We start from the raw sequence: 15,759 nt of genomic DNA on the forward strand, positions 1-15,759 counted from the left end.
GCCGGGCGTCCGTCCCGGCACGACGAAGGCCCGGTCGGACGGCGATGTGCCGTCCGGCCGGGCCTCCTGCGCTGGGCGCCCCTGGGGGACGGTCAGCCGATGCTGCCGATCGCCTGGTTCACGATGCCGCTGACGACGGCGGCGGTACCCAGGACGAGGACGAGCAGAGCGCCGGTGGAGGCCACCAGGGGGATCCACCAGCGCACGGGCTCCGGCTGGGTGCGACCGTAGAAGTGGCCGGGCTGCGCGGAGGTGGTGCGGTCGAGGAAGGCGTCGTTGTTGCTCACACTGATACAGACGCCCGGGGAGTCGGAAACGATGCCCCGGTACCGATAACGGTTCGGGAACGTTCCTCCCGTCGCGGGACGGGACGGACCGCCCGGGAGAGTTGAGGTCAGCGTGAAGAACATCGGGTTCCTGTCCTTCGGTCACTGGACACCGCACCCGACGTCGGGCACCCGCTCGGCGTCGGACGCGCTGCTGCAGTCGATCGACCTGGCCGTGGCCGCCGAGGAGCTGGGCGCGGACGGCGCCTACTTCCGGGTGCACCACTTCGCGCGGCAGCTCGCCTCGCCGTTCCCGCTGCTGGCCGCGGTCGGCGCGCGCACCAGCCGCATCGAGATCGGCACCGGCGTCATCGACATGCGGTACGAGAACCCGCTGTACATGGCGGAGGACGCCGGTGCGGCGGACCTGATCTCCGGCGGGCGGCTCCAGCTCGGCATCAGCCGTGGGTCACCCGAGCAGGTCATCGAGGGCTACCGGTACTTCGGCCACGAGCCCGCCCCGAAGGACGCCGGGGGCGCCGACATGGCACGCGAGCACACCGCCCGGTTCCTCCAGGCGCTCGACGGCGAGGGCTTCGCCGAGCCCAACCCACGGCCCATGTTCCCCAACCCGCCGGGCCTGCTGCGCATCGAGCCGCACTCCGAGGGGCTGCGCCGGCGCATCTGGTGGGGTGCGGGCTCCCGGGCAACGGCCGAGTGGACCGCGGCCCAGGGCATGAACCTCATGTCCTCCACGCTGCTCACGGAGGACACCGGCATCCCGTTCCACCGCCTGCAGGCCGAGCAGATCCAGCGGTTCCGCGACGCCTGGGCCGAGGCCGGGCACGAGCACACCCCGCGCGTGTCGGTCAGCCGCAGCATCTTCCCCATCACGGATCAGCGTGACCGGCAGTACTTCGGCATGGAGGTCTACAGCGAGGACCAGGTGGGCCACCTCGACACCGGCCCGGCCCGGTTCGGCAAGACCTACGCGGGCGAGCCGGACGCCCTGATCGACGACCTGCGCGAGGACGAGGCGATCGAGGCCGCCGACACGCTCCTGCTGACCGTGCCCAACCAGCTCGGCGTGGACTACAACGCCCACGTGATCGAGAACATCGTCAAGCACGTGGCACCCGCGCTCGGCTGGCGCTGACGCCCCCTGCGGGGGCCGGGCCGACAGCGGGTGGGCGAGGATCTCACCCGCCCACCCGCTGTCGGCCCCGCCCCGGCGGTGGGACTCTGACGGACATGAGCATCATCCGCACGCCCGAGCCCGCCCAGGCGACCGGCGCCTGGGCCGAGCGGTACGCCGGGGACCTCGACGCCCTCGGCTACGTGCCGAGCCACACCCGCGTCATGGCCACCAACCCCCGGGCGCACCAGGCGTTCGAGGATCTCACCGGCGCCGTCGCGCAGAGCATCGGCCTGCGCCTGTACGAGCTGGTCACCCTCGCCGCCGCGGGCGCCATCGGCTCCGAGGCCTGCCGCCTCGCCCACGGCCGCAAGTCCCGCGGCGTGTTCGACGACGCCCAGCTCGAACGCATCGCGCTCGACTACCACGCCGCCGGCCTCACCGAGCTGGAGGTCGCGGCCATGGAGCTCGCCGAGAAGATCAGCGGCGACTCGGCCGCGATCACCGAGCAGGACACCCTGCGGCTGCGCGAGCTGGGCCTGGACGACCGGCAGATCGTCGACGTCGTCCTGGCCGCGGCAGCGCGCAACTACTTCAGCCGCGCGCTGCACGCCCTGGCCGTGGTGCCCGACGTGCCGCCGGACCTGCCCGACAGCCTCCGCGAGGCCCTGCTGACGGGGCTGCCGACGTCGGACGGCCGCTAGGCGGCGCAGGTGCCGCTAGGCCGCGCAGGGGTTCGCGGCCCGGCCACCGGACGGACCCGGCGCCGGCCGGCTCGCCGCCACCACGACCGAACGCCGCCGCACCAGCTCACGCACCTGCCCGAACGCGTCGCACCGCGCCATCAGGTGCACCGCCGACCAGGGACCACGCGCGCCTCCGCGCGCCCCCGCCAGCAGCGACCGCTGCGCCGTCCACCGCTCCCAGTGCCGCACGAACTCGTCCGGCTGCACCACGCGACCCCGGTCCAGCTGCCCGTCCAACGCCTCCGCCAGCGACACGTCCACGGCCACCAGCACCGGGTCCCACCCGCACAGCCGCGCCACCAGGCCCAGCAGCTCCCGACGGCGCTCGCGGGTGGCGGTGTCGTGCACCAGCAACGGCCGGCCCCGCCGCGCACCAGCCACGAGGTACAGGACCGTCGCGACGGCGTGCAGGGTGTGCGTCAGCCATCGGTAGCTGCCGTACGGCACCCAGGACGGCAGACGCGCGGCGATCCGCCGCCGGTAGCGGTCCGGGTCGAGCACCAGCGCGCGGGGCACGTCAGCGGCGACGCCGGCCAGCAAAGTGCTCTTGCCGGCCCCCGGAACACCGCCCACCACGATCATCAGAGGGCCGGGGACCCGGTCCGCGACACGGTCAGGAACCACCCCCGGCGCGAGGCCGTGAGCATCATCCGGGGAGTCGGGGGCAGGACGCAGGAGTGGGGCGGGTGTTGTCACGTGGTCCTCCATACGTAGGGGGCCGGGTGAGCAGCATCGCGCGAGCCGATCCGGAACCACCGGGAGCGCCCTGAGAGAGCGCTGGACGGGGTGCGCGGACCGGGTTGCCGAGCCAGGGAGACACGGGTGCGCCGACGCACACCACAGGTTGGGACGAGCCCTGGGCCACAGCCATCGGACAGTTGCTCATTGCTGCTCTCACAACGTGCGACAAGGCCCGATTTGTTCCCGGTCGGGCGCTCTTACCTGCGGTGTTACCACGGACGTGTTGTGACGTTCCTGCGCTCGCTCCCGGCCCGCACCTGAGCCGGGCGCCACCGCATGACAGCATCGCCTGCGTGACGAACAACGCCGTCGACGCCGACCACCTGCGCGACCTCGCCCTCCTGCGCCGGGTACGCGACCGCATGGACCGCGAGTACACCCAGCCCCTGGACGTCGCGGCGCTCGCGGCGGGGGTGCACATGTCGGCGGGGCACCTGTCGCGCCAGTTCAAGGCGGCCTACGGCGAGTCGCCGTACAGCTACCTGATGACCCGGCGGATCGAGCGGGCCATGATGCTGCTGCGCCGTGGCGACCTGAGCGTGACCGAGGTCTGCTTCGCGGTGGGCTGCTCGTCGCTGGGCACGTTCAGCACGCGGTTCACCGAGCTGGTCGGGGTGCCGCCGAGCGTCTACCGCAACGACCCGCAGCTCGGGTCCACGGAGGTCGACCCCGCGGGCCTGCCCGCGTGCATCGCCAAGCAGGTGACCAGGCCGGTCAGGAATCGAGAAGCGCAACCCCCACGCCCGGACCTAACGTGACGCTCATGAGCACACAGACGAGCAAGAGCACAGGCCTGACGATCCACCAGACGTTCCTGCCGCACACGGACCCGGAGGCGTCGCTGGCGTTCTACCGGGACGCGCTGGGCTTCGAGGCCTTCCTCGACGTCGGGCAGGGCGCCATGCGCTGGATCACGGTGGGTCCCGCCGACCAGCCGGACACCTCGATCGTGCTGACCCCTCCGGGGGCCGACCCGGGGGTCACCGACGCCGAGCGCCGCACCGTCACGGAGATGATGGCCAAGGGCACCTACGCGGCCGTGATCCTGGGCGCCACCGACCTGGAGGCGACGTTCGAGCGGGTGCAGGCCACCGGGGCCGAGGTCATGCAGGAGCCCGTGGACCAGCCGTACGGCTTCCGCGACTGCGCGTTCCGCGACCCGGCCGGCAACACCGTCCGCATCAAGCAGCTCTGAGCCCCGCATGTGCGTCCCAGGGCTGGCGGCCTACCTCCGGGCGGCCTCGGTCGGCACGTCCGACGCCGGACCGTCCGACACCGAGCTGACCGACGACACCGGGCCGGTCGCCGAAGACCGACCCCTCGTATCCGCATCACGTACCACCACGGAAGGCCGAGCATGAACGCGGCGAGCACCACCACCAGCACGACCACCCCAGTGGACGCGACGTCGTCCGGCACCCACCCGGCCGACAGCCACGACCTGATCCGCGTGCACGGCGCCCGGGAGAACAATCTCAAGGACGTGGACCTGCAGATCCCGAAGCGCCGCCTGACGGTGTTCACCGGGGTGTCGGGCTCGGGCAAGAGCTCGCTGGTGTTCGCGACGATCGCCGCGGAGTCGCAGCGGATGATCAACGAGACCTACAGCGCGTTCGTGCAGGGCATGATGCCGTCGCTGTCGCGGCCCGACGTCGACCTGCTGGAGGGGCTGACCACGGCGATCGTGGTGGACCAGGAGCGGCTCGGGGCCAACCCGCGCTCCACGCTCGGCACGGTGACCGACACCAACGCGCTGCTGCGGCTGCTGTTCAGCCGGCTGGGTACGCCGTCGGCCGGTCCTGCGGTGGCGTACTCGTTCAACATCCCGGCCCGCAAGGCCAGCGGCGTGATGACGTCGGCCACGGGCGAGAAGCAGATCGTGCGCGAGGCCGTCTACCACGGCGGCATGTGCCCGCGGTGCGAGGGCCGGGGCACGGTCTCGGACATCGACCTGAGCGAGCTGGTCGACGAGGACAAGTCGCTCAACGAGGGCGCCATCACCGTGCCCGGTTACAAGGCGGGCGGCTGGTCGGTGCGGTTCTTCACCGAGTCCGGGTACCTGGACGGTGACAAGAAGGTGCGCGACTACACCGAGACCGAGCGGCACGACTTCCTGTACCGGGACGCGACCAAGCGCAAGATCGGCGGCGCGAACCTGACCTACGAGGGCCTGGTGCCCCAGGTGCGGCGCTCGATGCTCGCCAAGGACCGCGACGCCCTCCAGCCGCACCTGCGGGCCTTCGTGGACCGTGCCGTCACGTTCATCACCTGCCCGGACTGCGGCGGCACCCGCCTGGCCCAGGCCGCCCTGGCGTCGAAGATCCGGGGCATCAACATCGCCGACGCGTGCGCCATGCAGATCGGCGACCTCGCCGACTGGGTGCGCGAGCTGGACGAGCCGTCGGTCGCCCCGTTGCTGGGCAACCTGCAGAACCTGTTGGACAAGTTCACCGAGATCGGCCTGGGCTACCTGTCCCTGGACCGGCCGTCGGGCACGCTGTCCGGCGGTGAGGCGCAGCGCACCAAACTGATCAGTCACCTCGGCTCCGCCCTGACCGACATCACGTACGTGTTCGACGAGCCGACCATCGGTCTGCACCCGCACGACATCCAGCGCATGAACGACCTGCTGCTGCAGCTGCGCGACAAGGGAAACACCGTGCTGGTCGTCGAGCACAAGCCCGAGACCATCGCCATCGCCGACCACGTCGTCGATCTCGGCCCCGGCGCCGGCAGCGCGGGTGGCACGATCTGCTTCGAGGGCACGGTCGACGAGCTGCGCGCCAGCGACACCCTGACCGGACGTCACCTGGAGGACCGCGCGACCCTGAAGGAGTCCCCGCGCACCGCCACGGGCGCCCTGGAGATCCGTGGCGCGAGCAGCCACAACCTGCAGGGCGTCGACGTCGACGTGCCGCTCGGCGTGCTGTGCGTCGTCACGGGCGTCGCGGGCTCGGGCAAGAGCTCCCTGATCCACGGCAGCCTCGCCGGGCGTGACGGTGTCGTCGTCGTGGACCAGTCCGCGATCAAGGGCTCGCGCCGTTCCAACCCCGCCACCTACACCGGGCTGCTCGAGCCGGTGCGCAAGGCGTTCGCGAAGGCCAACGGCGTCAAGCCCGCCCTGTTCAGCGCGAACTCCGAGGGTGCCTGCCCCACCTGCAACGGCGCCGGTGTCGTCTACACCCAGCTCGGTTTCATGGACACCGTGGCCACCACCTGCGAGGAGTGTGAGGGCAAGCGGTTCCAGGCCGCCTTCCTGGAGTATCGCCTGGGCGGCAAGGACATCGCCGAGGTCCTCGCGATGTCGGTGGCCGAGGCCGAGGAGTTCTTCTCCGCCGGCGAGGCCCGCACCCCCGCCGCGCACAAGATCCTGGCGCGCCTGGCCGACGTCGGCCTGGGGTACCTCAAGATCGGTCAGCCCCTGACCACGCTGTCCGGCGGCGAGCGCCAGCGCCTCAAGCTCGCCACCTACCTGGCCGAGGACGGCGGCGTGTACGTCCTGGACGAGCCGACCGCGGGCCTGCACCTGGCCGACGTCGCGAACCTCCTGGCCCTGCTGGACCGCCTCGTGGAGTCCGGCAAGTCCGTGGTGGTGATCGAGCACCACCAGGCCGTCATGGCGCACGCCGACTGGATCATCGACCTCGGTCCCGGGGCCGGGCACGACGGCGGCCGCGTCGTCTTCGAGGGCACGCCGGCCGACCTGGTGGCCAAGGCGGTCGCGGGGGACGCGACCCTGACCGGGGAGCACCTGGCCCGCTACGTCGGCAACCCGTGAGGTGTCAGCGGCCGGGGCGGACCAGGCCGGACTCGTAGGCGCTGACGACCATCTGGGTGCGGTCGCGCAGGCCGAGCTTGTTCAGGATGCGGGAGACGTGCGTCTTGACGGTCTGCTCGGCCAGGTGCAGCTCGGTGGCGATCTCGGCGTTGGACCGCCCGGCCGCGACGGCCTTCATGACGTCGAGCTCGCGGTCGGTCAGCCCGGCGAGGCTGACCTCGGCCGAGGCGGGCACGGCGGGGCGGGCCGCGTAGTCCGCGATGAGGGCGCGGGTGACGCGCGGAGACAGGAGCGCGTCACCCGCGGCGACGATCCGGACGGCGTGGGTCAGCTCCTCGGGCGGGGAGTCCTTGAGGAGGAACCCGCTGGCGCCGGCGCGCAGGGCGGAGAAGACGTACTCGTCGGCGTCGAAGGTGGTCAGCATGATCACCTTGGGCGGGGTGCCGGGCAGGCCCATGACGGTGCGGGCGGCGTCCAGACCGTTGACCTTGGGCATGCGGATGTCCATGAGCACGACGTCGGGCTGCACGCGGCGCACGACGTCGGCGATGCCTGCGCCGTCGTCGCTGGTGCCGACGACGGTGATGCCCTCGTGCGCGTTCAGGAGGGCCTCGAACCCGGCGCGGATCATCGACTGGTCGTCGACGATGAGCACGCGGATGTCGTGGGCGACGTCGGAGGCTGGCATGGGGACAACCTAACCGAGAGACGAAAGTATGACGCCGGGTCGCTCGTACGAGGGACGCGCCCGGCGCGGGGGAGCGCATAGCCTGCTCAGGATGGATCACCCACCTCAGACGCGGCGACGACGGCTGCGCTCCCTGACCCGGCTGGACGTCAGTGCGGTCTCGATCGCGCGGCGTGAGGTCGTGTGGCTGTGGTCGCTGGTCTCGATCGCGGCGGTCACGCTGGTCGCCGTCGGCTGGCCGGTCACCGCCTCCGGTTACGGCACGCACCCCGCTGCCGCGATGGCGTTCACGCTGGTCGACTGCGCCGCCGCGATCCTGGCGATGCGCTGGCCGTGGGCGGGGCTGAGTGCCTCGATCGCGGGGTCCGCGGCCCTGGCGGTCGTCACCGCGGGGGCGCCGCCGGAGTGGCCCTGGCCGTGGCCGGTCACCGTGCTGCTGGCGCACTGCCTGACGGTGTTCGTGCTGGCCCTGCGCCACTCCTGGTACTGGGCCGCTTCCCTGTGGCTGGCCGGCGCGATGCTGACCGTGCTGGCCCCGGCGGCGCTGAGCGACGGCGGGCACCCGAGCGCGTTCGCCAACGGTGTCGTGCTGGTCTCCCTCAGCGGCGGCTTCGCCCTGTTCGGCGTGCTGGTGCGGCTGTGGAGCCTGAGCGTGCTGCGCATGGAGCAGGCCGAGCGGCTCAGCGCCACCGAGACGGGGCGGCGCCGCGAGCTCGAGGAGCGCAACCGGATCGCCCGCGAGCTGCACGACGTCGTCGCGCACAGCATGTCGGTCATCACCGTCCAGGCGTCCACGGCGCGCTACCGCCAGCCCGGCCTGGACGAGGCGGTGCAGCGTGAGTTCGAGGAGATCGCCGCCTCCTCGCGCCGCGCACTGGGGGAGATGCGCGGCCTGCTGGGCATCCTGCGCGGCCACGACACCGCGCCCACCGCGCCGCTGCCGACGCTGTCCGACGTCACGGGGCTGATCGAGTCGACGCGTGCCTCCGGCGTGGAGATCACCTACCGGGAAGCCCACCCGCGCGGCACCGGCGAGGATGCTGGTGCCGACGCCGACGAGAGCGCCGTACCCGAGGTCGTGGGGCTGACCGCGTTCCGCGTCGTCCAGGAGGCCCTGAGCAACGCCCTGCGGCACGCCCCCGGGTCCGCGATCACGGTGACGGTGACCGACGACGGGCACGAGCTGCGCGTGGCCGTCACCAACACCGCGCCGGACCGGGACGACGAGCCCACCCCCGGCGCCCGCCTGGGCCTGGCCGGGATCCGCGAGCGTGTCACCGCGCTCGGCGGCGTCGTCTCAGCGGGCCCCACGCTCGACGGCGGCTTCGAGATCACCGCGACCCTGCCCGTCGAGGACACCGACCCACTACCTGCGTAGGGGGTGAGATTGGCTCCTGCGGGGGACGCGCCACCACAAGCCAGGTTCCTAGGTTGACGCACATGACGACCGAAGCCCCGCCCCGCCCGGCCCGCCAACGACGCACGGCCCGCAACGCGCAGACGAACGACTACTTCGAGCTCGTCGAACGCGCGAACGCCGCCGGCCTCATGGAGCGCCGCGTCGGCTGGTACGTCGGCCGCACCATCGCCCTCGCCGCCGCCTTCGGGATCGCGCTGGCACTGCTGCTCACCCTCGGGCACACGTGGTGGCAGCTCGCCGTCGCCGCGCTGTTCGGCGTCGTCTTCACCCAGGGCGCGTTCCTCGCCCACGACGGCGGGCACCAGCAGATCTTCGCCCACGGCCGGCACAACGAGTGGTTCTCCCGGATCGTCGGCAACCTCTTCGTGGGCCTGAGCATCGGCTGGTGGAACCGCAAGCACAACAAGCACCACGGCAACCCCAACGTGATCGGCAAGGACGGCGACATCGCCACCGGCGCCCTCGTGTTCGTCCCGGGGGAGGAGACGGGACGCACCGGGTTCCTCGGCTGGGTCACCCGCCGCCAGGGCTGGCTGTTCTTCCCGATGCTCGCCCTGTTCGGCCCCGTGCTGCACGCCAACTCCGTCCAGACCCTTGCCACCACACCCGGCATCAAGCACCGCGCCGTCGAGAGCGTGCTGCTCGCCGTCCGCCTCATCGGGTTCCCCGCCCTGGTGCTCCTCACCCTCGGCCCGGCCCTCGGCCTCGCGTTCCTCGTCGTCCAGCTCGCCGTCTTCGGCGTCTACATGGGCGCCACCTTCGCCCCCAACCACAAGGGCATGCCGCTGCTGCCCAAGGACACCAGCATCGACTTCCTGCGCCGCCAGGTCCTCACCTCGCGCAACATCAGCGGCGGCCGCTTCGTGGAGTGGGCCATGGGCGGCCTCAACTACCAGGTCGAGCACCACGTCTTCCCGCGGATGCCCAGCGTCAACCTGCGCCACGTGCGCCCGATCGTGCAGGCGTTCTGCGCCGAGCGCGGCATCCCGTACACCGAGACCGGCCTGATCGAGTCCTACGGCATCATCGTGCGCTACCTCAACCGCGTCGGCCTCGGCTACGCCGACCCCATGGACTGCCCGATCGTCGCGCAGTACCGCTGACCCGGAGTGTGGCGGACGTCGTCAGGCAACGAGGCCGACGACGTCCGCCACACCCAGCGGGACCCGTCCCGTCAGGCGCCGCACCTCGGTCGAAACGGCGCTCCACCGGTCCTGGCGGACGGACGCGAACATGCTGCCGTACGCGTACGTCCACCAGGGGTCCTCACCGTCCCGCGCCAGGTCCTCCACCAGCACCCGCGGCTCCACGTCCGTGTACCGCACCGGCCGCCCCGCCACCCGCGTGAGCTCCTCGGCGACACCCTCCAGGGACAGCGCCCGCGGACCCGTCAGGTCATGGTGCCGCCCGCTCGGCGGCAATACCGCCAGCGCAGCCAGGCACCGCCCCACGTCGGCCCGCGACACCGGCGACACCCGACCGTCCCCGGCCGGCACCCGCAGCTCGCCCGAGACCAGCGCCGGCCGCAGGAACGCCGCGAAGAACTCCGTGAACAGCGACGCCCGCGCGAACGAGAACCCGCACCCGCTCGCCGCCAGCAGACCCTCCGTGTACCCGTTGGTGAACGCATAGCAGAACGGCGACGCCAGATCCGCGTCCACCCCGCTCAGGTACACCACGTGCCCCACGCCCGAGTCCGCGGCCGCCCGCACCACGTTCCCGTGCTGCACCAGCATCCGCGCCGCCTCACCGTCACCCGAGACGAACACCAGGGTGTCCACCCCCACCAGCGCCGCCCGCAACGAGGCCAGGTCGTCGTAGTCCGCGTACACCGCGGTGACCGGGCTCTGCGCATCCGGGACCCGCGCGTCCGGGCCTCGGGCACCCAACGCCGCGGCCACCGCCTCCGGACGCCGGGCCAACGCCACGACCTCGTTCCCGGCGCTCGCGGCCAGGAGGCCCACGACCTGACTACCCACCGTGCCGGTCGAACCGGTGACCGCGATCTTCACGCCGGTCAGGCTACCGGCCGTCCCCGCCGACGACGCCACCACTGCCGCCCACCCCGTCCAGCACCGCCAGCTCCGCACCGCTCAGCCGCAGGGCGCTCGCCGCGACGTTCTCCTCCAGGTGCGCCACGCTGCCCGTGCCGGGGATCGCCAGGACGTGCGGGCCCCGGTGCAGCGTCCAGGCCAGGCGCACCTGTGCCGGGGTGGCGTCGTGGGCAGCCGCGATCGCGGCGACCTCCGACCGCCCGGTGTCGTCGGCGCCTTCGGCGGGAGAAGCGCCAGGTACGGCCGCCCCGACCGCGAAGAACGGGACGAACGCGATGCCACGCTCGCCGCACAGGGCGACCAGGGCGTCGTCCTCCCGGCTGGTCAGGCCGTACTGGTTCTGCACGCACACCACGGGCGCGATGGTCAGCGCCTCGGCGAGCTGCTCGGCCAGGACGTTGGACACGCCGAGGTGCCGGATCAACCCGGCGTCCCGCAGCTCGGCGAGGGCGCCGAAGTGCTCGGCGACGGAGTCGGCCGCCCGCCCCTCGCCCGCCATACGGGTGCCCCAGCGCAGGTTGACGACGTCGAGGTGGTCCCGGCCGAGCTGGCGAAGGTTCTCCTCGACCTGCGCGCGCAGCTGGTCGGGGCGCGCCATCGGCTCCATCTGCCCGTCCCGCGACCGCGCGGGACCCACCTTCGTGGTGATCACCAGGTCGTCCCCGTAGGGCTGCAGGGCAGTGCTGATCAGCTCGTTGGCCGACCGGGTGGGCGTGAAGTAGAACGCGGCGGTGTCGATGTGGTTCACCCCGAGCTCGACGGCGCGGCGCAGCACCGCGAGCGCCGAGTCACGGCTGCGGGGCGCGGCGTCCCAGGGCATGCCCATCAGCCGCATCGCGCCGAGGCCGACCCGGTTGACGGTGCGGTCCCCGAGCTGCCAGGTGGTGGAGGTGGTCGTGTCTGTCGTCATGCCACCAGCCTGTCCCCGCCGCCGCGGATCCCCGGCCCGTTGGCAGGTTCTTGCCGCATCCGGCGCCCCGCCTGGTGCCCGGCCCGGCACACGGGGCATGATCGCTCCCATGCGGACGGGCGAGATGGTCACCATCGTGCACGGCGAGCGCGAGCTCATGGAGCGCACCGCGCACCTGCTGGCGTCCGCCACCGACGTCGCCTGCGCCGCGAACGACCTCGCCACCTGGGCCCGCGCCCAGGCGTCGGGGGAGCTCGCCGACGCCATCCGCCACCGCCGACCCGGCGACGTCCGGATCCGCAAGGTCTACCGGTCCGCCCTGCTGCTCGACCCCGTGGCCGCCCAGGGCCTGGCCCGCGACCGCGACCGGCACGGCGCCCAGATCCGCATCACCGCCGACGAGATCAACGAGACGATCATCCTCGACCGCCGCCTGGTGATCCTCGCCGGCGACGTGCGCGCCGGGCAGCGCAGCTACAGCGTGATCACCCAGCCCGAGACCGTCCAGGGCGTCACCTCCCTGTTCGAGGCCGCCTTCCGGTCCGCCACCGACCTCGCCGTCTACGACACCCAGATCGCCGAGATCCGCCAGCTCGCACCCCAGGTCCTGGACCTGCTCAGCCAGGGCGTCAAGGACGAGACCGCCGCCCGCACCCTGGGGCTCGGCGTGCGCACCTACCGGCGCCGCGTGGCCGAGCTCATGGACGCCCTCGGCGCGGAGTCCCGGTTCCAGGCCGGGGTACGGGCCCGCGAGCTCGGCCTGGTCTGACCGAGGCCCGACCCAACAGGCAGGGGAGCGGTGTCAGTGGCTGGTGCAAGACTCCCCACGTGACCGAACGCGCACCCGTACCCGTCGACGTCGTCCAGCGGATCGCCGCGATCCTCGAACGCCTGCCCGAGTGCACCGAACACGACGCCTGGACCGGCGTCGCCTGGAAGACCCGCGACAGCACCGTCGCCCACGTCTTCGGCGGCGAGGACGGCCTCGTCCGCGTCACCTTCCGCGCCGACCCCGACGAGGTCCACGCCTTCCAGCACCTCGGCCCCCAGTACTTCAAGGCCGACTGGGGGAGCAACGTCGTCGGCCTCGTCCTGGACCAGCACACCGACTGGGACGAGCTCACCGAGCTCCTCACCGACTCCTACTGCATCCAGGCACCCCAGCACCTCGCCGAGCAGATCGACCGCCCAGGCGTACCCGACGCCCCATGACTAGCCTCGAGGAATGACGCACCGCACACAGGTCGAGACCTGGGTCCGCGACTACGAACGACTCTGGCGCACCCCGGGCACCGACGGCCTCGCCCAGCTCTTCACCGCCGACGCCACCTACAAGACCTCACCCTGGGCACCACCCGTCGTCGGACTCCCGGCGCTCGCGGAGTTCTGGGACGCCGAACGTGACGGCCCGGACGAGGAGTTCACGCTGACCGCCCAGGTGATCGCGGTGGACGGTCCGACGGCGGTGGTCCGGGTGAACGTCGAGTACCTCGAGCCGGGTGACCGTTGGCGCGACCTGTGGATCCTGGAGCTCGACGACCACGGGCTGTGCAGCGCGTTCGAGGAGTGGCCGTTCGCGCCGGGCAAGCACGCTCAGTAGCCGCGGTGCCGCCCCACGGCCGAGGACGGCCGGACCCCGGCGCGGATCTCGGTCAGCGCCGCGTCGAGCGCTTCCACGACGTCCGCCGCCAGGGTGAGCCCCGAGACGTGCGGCGTGACGGTGACGTCCGGCCGCCGCCACAGGGGTGACGACGCCGGGAGCGGCTCCTGCTCGGTGACGTCCAGGGTCGCGTGCCGCACGCGGCCGGCATCGAGCGCGCCCACCAGCGTCGCGGTCTGCACGGCCGAGCCCCGGCCGATGTTGACCAGGTGCACCCCGTCGAAGGCACGCAGCAGGCCGGGCGTGACCAGGCCGTCGGTCTGCGGGGTGTGGGGGAGCGCGAGCACCAGGACGTCCGCCCGGGACGCGTCGAGGGTGGTAGCGGACGGCATGGCGTCCGTCCTGCCAAAGGCCTCGTCGAGCGGCAGGACGACGTCGAACGCGCCGTCGGGCCGGCCCGTCCGGCTCAGTCCCACGACGCGGTACCCGAGCAGTCCCAGCGTCCGGGCGATCGCCGATCCCATCGCACCGGTGCCGATCACGACCGCCTCCTGACGACGGGGCGGCAGCGGCGGCTCCGAGCGGTCCCACGTCGCCGTCGCCGTGTGCGCGAGGTACCGCGGGACGTGCCAGCGCTCCGCGAGCACCCAGGTCAGCACGTACTCGGCGATACGCGCCGGCATGGTGCCCGTCGTACGGGTCAGGAGAGCGCTTTCCGACAAGGTCGACGCCAGTCGTTCGACACCGGCGTTGGGGGAGTGGACCCAGAAGGCGCCTCCGATGTGTGCGGGATCACCCGTGATCACGAGCGTCGCGTCCCGCCCGGTGACCCGTTCCAGGCCGTGGGTGCTCACCCAGAGGTTGAGCGCCTCGCACCAGCCGGGGTCGACGTCGTCACCGAGGCGAACCGTGGGGTGGCGGCGCAGGGCGTCGGCCACGGACAGTACGTCGGACAGCGGATCGGCGGCCCGGGCATCACGTTCCCTGGCGTCGAGTTCAGGTGTCATGCGGCGATTGTGCCCTGCGGGCGGCGTCGGCTCCGCGCCTGCATCAGTGCCGGGAACCGTGCCGGGTGCCAGGCGCGGAGGTTGGTCGCGGCTTCGTTATGTCAGCGAGCGTCGAGGCACCGGCGATCCAGGATCGCGGATCTCAGATGGTCGGACGCCATGCGTACATCTCGCTCACGAGCTCGCTGATCAGCGGTGCCTTGCCGGAGCGGTCAGGCACACGAACTGGCCGGTCCTGGGCGGCGCGCTGGGTCTCGCAGTCCGCGGTCCAGCGGGCGTCGGCGGGCTGGATGGCCATCGGATGACGCAGCCGGGCACCGTGCCGATTCGGCCGACAGGCCGGCGCGAAGGCCGAGATCCCGCGCTTCTGGTGAGATCCGATAATGCACATTATGTCATTACGGCGTGGAGAACGGCCAGGAACCACGCCCCCAGGGCATCGCCGAGTGCCTCCGTGCGGCAATGGCGCCAAATGGCGCCCCGAGCGCGCCACCAGGGCCGCAGCTCGCCCCGAAGGTGATCCCCGCCCGGCTCTTCCCCTTCGAGGCCTAAGTTTCTTCGCTTTGGCGCGACCCAAAGCGAAGAAACTTAGGCCTCGAAGGCGATCGGACGACGAGCATCAGGCAGCCGAGGCCAACCTCGCCGTGCAGCCCGCCCCAGGACACCCCCACCCCTACCACTGGTCGGCCCCAGGAAACCTAAAGCAGTGTGTATAGCGCAACACAACCGTCTTTCGATATCAAAGAAGATCATCACGGTAGCAGTCCGGATTTTCTGCGGCGCTGTCCCGCACCTCCGGCATACGCTCCGAGACGATGAACCTCGCCGGGATACTCGCCCCCTCGACCAGCACCGCCGTGCTCGTCGAGGGCGAGAGCGACCGCGCGGCCGTCGAGGCCCTCGCCGCGCGACAAGGTCTCCCCCTTGCCACCCTCGGTGTGCAGGTCGTCGCCATGGGCGGCATCACCAACATCGGGCACCACCTGGTCGCCCTCCTGGACTCCCCCGTCCGCACGAGCCAGCCGCTCCGGATCGGCGGGCTGTACGACGCCGCCGAGGAGCGCTTCGTGATCAAGGGGCTGGACCGGGTCGGGCTACGCCCCGAGAGCGCGAGGGCTTCCCTGTCAGCGCACGGCTTCTTCCGTTGCGACCGAGACCTCGAGGACGAGCTGATCCGCGCCCTCGGCGCCGACGCGGTGATCGAGCTGATCACGGCCGAGGGCGAGCTGCGCAGCCTAGAGCGTCTGCAGGGCCAGCCGGCGCAGCGCGACCGCACCACGGCCCAGCAGCTGCACCGGTTCTTCGGCAGCAAGGGCGGCCGCAAGGAGTACTACGGGCGCCGCCTGGCCGAGGCCGTCCCCCTGGACCGGGTACCGCAGCCCCTGGCCGGGCTGCTGCGCTGGGCCACCTGACC

General features: G+C 72.1%; 18 protein-coding genes. 11 read left to right on the forward strand and 7 right to left on the reverse strand.

Annotated features, from left to right (window positions below; all coding sequences use genetic code 11):
• Nucleotides 1-92: 92 nt before the first annotated feature.
• On the reverse strand, nucleotides 93-287 hold the full coding sequence (locus ACH47X_RS11620; protein WP_397404371.1) for a hypothetical protein: 195 nt from the start codon (nucleotides 285-287) through the stop codon (nucleotides 93-95).
• Nucleotides 288-399: 112 nt separating this feature from the next.
• Between ACH47X_RS11620 and ACH47X_RS11625 the strand changes: the two genes are divergently transcribed.
• Together ACH47X_RS11625 and ACH47X_RS11630 are read left to right on the forward strand one after the other, a co-directional pair.
• Nucleotides 400-1,422, forward strand: a complete 1,023-nt coding sequence (locus tag ACH47X_RS11625) for an LLM class flavin-dependent oxidoreductase (RefSeq protein WP_036962120.1) — start codon at nucleotides 400-402, stop codon at nucleotides 1,420-1,422.
• A 95-nt stretch (nucleotides 1,423-1,517) separates the two neighbouring features.
• On the forward strand, nucleotides 1,518-2,105 hold the full coding sequence (locus tag ACH47X_RS11630; RefSeq protein WP_397404373.1) for a carboxymuconolactone decarboxylase family protein: 588 nt from the start codon (nucleotides 1,518-1,520) through the stop codon (nucleotides 2,103-2,105).
• A gap of 15 nt (nucleotides 2,106-2,120) precedes the next feature.
• On the opposite strand, the gene ACH47X_RS11635 is transcribed toward ACH47X_RS11630, so the two are convergent.
• Complete coding sequence (locus tag ACH47X_RS11635; RefSeq protein ID WP_397404375.1) at nucleotides 2,121-2,843, reverse strand: AAA family ATPase; 723 nt, start codon at nucleotides 2,841-2,843, stop codon at nucleotides 2,121-2,123.
• 338 nt (nucleotides 2,844-3,181) lie between these two features.
• Here ACH47X_RS11635 and ACH47X_RS11640 point away from each other — a divergent pair, with 338 nt between their 5' ends.
• From ACH47X_RS11640 to ACH47X_RS11650, 3 genes are all read left to right on the forward strand, one after another.
• Complete coding sequence (locus tag ACH47X_RS11640; protein ID WP_036962128.1) at nucleotides 3,182-3,646, forward strand: helix-turn-helix transcriptional regulator; 465 nt, start codon at nucleotides 3,182-3,184, stop codon at nucleotides 3,644-3,646.
• A gap of 5 nt (nucleotides 3,647-3,651) precedes the next feature.
• The gene (locus tag ACH47X_RS11645) at nucleotides 3,652-4,083 is read left to right on the forward strand and encodes a VOC family protein (protein WP_397404378.1); all 432 of its coding nucleotides are present in this window, start codon (nucleotides 3,652-3,654) and stop codon (nucleotides 4,081-4,083) included.
• Between the two features lie 162 nt (nucleotides 4,084-4,245).
• On the forward strand, nucleotides 4,246-6,666 hold the full coding sequence (locus tag ACH47X_RS11650) for an ATP-binding cassette domain-containing protein (RefSeq protein ID WP_397404380.1): 2,421 nt from the start codon (nucleotides 4,246-4,248) through the stop codon (nucleotides 6,664-6,666).
• A 4-nt stretch (nucleotides 6,667-6,670) separates the two neighbouring features.
• Here ACH47X_RS11650 and ACH47X_RS11655 read toward each other — a convergent pair whose 3' ends face one another.
• Nucleotides 6,671-7,354, reverse strand: a complete 684-nt coding sequence (locus tag ACH47X_RS11655; protein ID WP_397404382.1) for a response regulator — start codon at nucleotides 7,352-7,354, stop codon at nucleotides 6,671-6,673.
• A 91-nt stretch (nucleotides 7,355-7,445) separates the two neighbouring features.
• On the opposite strand from ACH47X_RS11655, the gene ACH47X_RS11660 reads away from it, so the two are divergent.
• The gene (locus ACH47X_RS11660) at nucleotides 7,446-8,732 is read left to right on the forward strand and encodes a sensor histidine kinase (protein ID WP_397404384.1); all 1,287 of its coding nucleotides are present in this window, start codon (nucleotides 7,446-7,448) and stop codon (nucleotides 8,730-8,732) included.
• Nucleotides 8,733-8,794: 62 nt separating this feature from the next.
• Nucleotides 8,795-9,877, forward strand: coding sequence for a fatty acid desaturase family protein (locus ACH47X_RS11665; protein ID WP_397404386.1), 1,083 nt, complete (start codon nucleotides 8,795-8,797; stop codon nucleotides 9,875-9,877).
• A gap of 21 nt (nucleotides 9,878-9,898) precedes the next feature.
• On the opposite strand, the gene ACH47X_RS11670 is transcribed toward ACH47X_RS11665, so the two are convergent.
• Both ACH47X_RS11670 and ACH47X_RS11675 read right to left on the reverse strand, forming a co-directional pair.
• Nucleotides 9,899-10,786 carry an NmrA family NAD(P)-binding protein gene (locus ACH47X_RS11670; RefSeq protein WP_397404388.1) on the reverse strand — a complete coding sequence of 296 codons (888 nt, stop codon included), beginning with the start codon at nucleotides 10,784-10,786 and terminating at the stop codon, nucleotides 9,899-9,901.
• Nucleotides 10,787-10,796: 10 nt separating this feature from the next.
• Nucleotides 10,797-11,738: an oxidoreductase gene (locus ACH47X_RS11675; protein ID WP_397404390.1), complete on the reverse strand. Its 942-nt coding sequence runs from the start codon at nucleotides 11,736-11,738 to the stop codon at nucleotides 10,797-10,799.
• Between the two features lie 109 nt (nucleotides 11,739-11,847).
• On the opposite strand from ACH47X_RS11675, the gene ACH47X_RS11680 reads away from it, so the two are divergent.
• The 3 genes from ACH47X_RS11680 to ACH47X_RS11690 are packed head-to-tail and all read left to right on the forward strand — an operon-like array spanning nucleotide 11,848 to nucleotide 13,338.
• Nucleotides 11,848-12,507, forward strand: coding sequence for a DNA-binding response regulator (locus tag ACH47X_RS11680; RefSeq protein WP_397404392.1), 660 nt, complete (start codon nucleotides 11,848-11,850; stop codon nucleotides 12,505-12,507).
• A 59-nt stretch (nucleotides 12,508-12,566) separates the two neighbouring features.
• Entirely contained in the window at nucleotides 12,567-12,950 is a 384-nt protein-coding gene (locus ACH47X_RS11685) for an MmcQ/YjbR family DNA-binding protein (protein WP_397404394.1), read from the forward strand.
• Between the two features lie 13 nt (nucleotides 12,951-12,963).
• Complete coding sequence (locus ACH47X_RS11690; RefSeq protein ID WP_397404396.1) at nucleotides 12,964-13,338, forward strand: nuclear transport factor 2 family protein; 375 nt, start codon at nucleotides 12,964-12,966, stop codon at nucleotides 13,336-13,338.
• On the opposite strand, the gene ACH47X_RS11695 is transcribed toward ACH47X_RS11690, so the two are convergent.
• Together ACH47X_RS11695 and ACH47X_RS11700 are read right to left on the reverse strand one after the other, a co-directional pair.
• Nucleotides 13,332-14,345, reverse strand: coding sequence for an NAD(P)-dependent oxidoreductase (locus ACH47X_RS11695; protein ID WP_397404398.1), 1,014 nt, complete (start codon nucleotides 14,343-14,345; stop codon nucleotides 13,332-13,334). The genes ACH47X_RS11690 and ACH47X_RS11695 overlap by 7 nt on opposite strands.
• A gap of 142 nt (nucleotides 14,346-14,487) precedes the next feature.
• Nucleotides 14,488-14,643 (reverse strand): hypothetical protein, encoded by a 156-nt coding sequence (locus tag ACH47X_RS11700; RefSeq protein ID WP_397404400.1) that lies wholly within the window; start codon nucleotides 14,641-14,643, stop codon nucleotides 14,488-14,490.
• Nucleotides 14,644-15,160: 517 nt separating this feature from the next.
• Here ACH47X_RS11700 and ACH47X_RS11705 point away from each other — a divergent pair.
• On the forward strand, nucleotides 15,161-15,757 hold the full coding sequence (locus ACH47X_RS11705; RefSeq protein ID WP_397404402.1) for a TOPRIM nucleotidyl transferase/hydrolase domain-containing protein: 597 nt from the start codon (nucleotides 15,161-15,163) through the stop codon (nucleotides 15,755-15,757).
• The last annotated feature ends 2 nt before the right edge of the window (nucleotides 15,758-15,759 follow it).

Source organism: Promicromonospora kroppenstedtii, assembly GCF_044389675.1.
GTDB lineage: Bacteria > Actinomycetota > Actinomycetes > Actinomycetales > Cellulomonadaceae > Promicromonospora > Promicromonospora kroppenstedtii.

What these genes read in the sequence shown, in the direction of transcription:
- ACH47X_RS11660 (WP_397404384.1), top strand. Translation starts at nt 7,446, where the DNA reads ATGGATCACCCACCTCAGACGCGGCGACGACGGCTGCGCTCCCTGACC.
- ACH47X_RS11680 (WP_397404392.1), top strand. Translation starts at nt 11,848, where the DNA reads ATGCGGACGGGCGAGATGGTCACCATCGTGCACGGCGAGCGCGAGCTC.
- ACH47X_RS11705 (WP_397404402.1), top strand. Translation starts at nt 15,161, where the DNA reads ATGAACCTCGCCGGGATACTCGCCCCCTCGACCAGCACCGCCGTGCTC.
- ACH47X_RS11630 (WP_397404373.1), top strand. Translation starts at nt 1,518, where the DNA reads ATGAGCATCATCCGCACGCCCGAGCCCGCCCAGGCGACCGGCGCCTGG.
- ACH47X_RS11690 (WP_397404396.1), top strand. Translation starts at nt 12,964, where the DNA reads ATGACGCACCGCACACAGGTCGAGACCTGGGTCCGCGACTACGAACGA.
- ACH47X_RS11665 (WP_397404386.1), top strand. Translation starts at nt 8,795, where the DNA reads ATGACGACCGAAGCCCCGCCCCGCCCGGCCCGCCAACGACGCACGGCC.
- ACH47X_RS11655 (WP_397404382.1), bottom strand. Translation starts at nt 7,354, where the DNA reads ATGCCAGCCTCCGACGTCGCCCACGACATCCGCGTGCTCATCGTCGAC.
- ACH47X_RS11650 (WP_397404380.1), top strand. Translation starts at nt 4,246, where the DNA reads ATGAACGCGGCGAGCACCACCACCAGCACGACCACCCCAGTGGACGCG.
- ACH47X_RS11695 (WP_397404398.1), bottom strand. Translation starts at nt 14,345, where the DNA reads ATGACACCTGAACTCGACGCCAGGGAACGTGATGCCCGGGCCGCCGAT.
- ACH47X_RS11645 (WP_397404378.1), top strand. Translation starts at nt 3,652, where the DNA reads ATGAGCACACAGACGAGCAAGAGCACAGGCCTGACGATCCACCAGACG.
- ACH47X_RS11700 (WP_397404400.1), bottom strand. Translation starts at nt 14,643, where the DNA reads ATGGCCATCCAGCCCGCCGACGCCCGCTGGACCGCGGACTGCGAGACC.
- ACH47X_RS11675 (WP_397404390.1), bottom strand. Translation starts at nt 11,738, where the DNA reads ATGACGACAGACACGACCACCTCCACCACCTGGCAGCTCGGGGACCGC.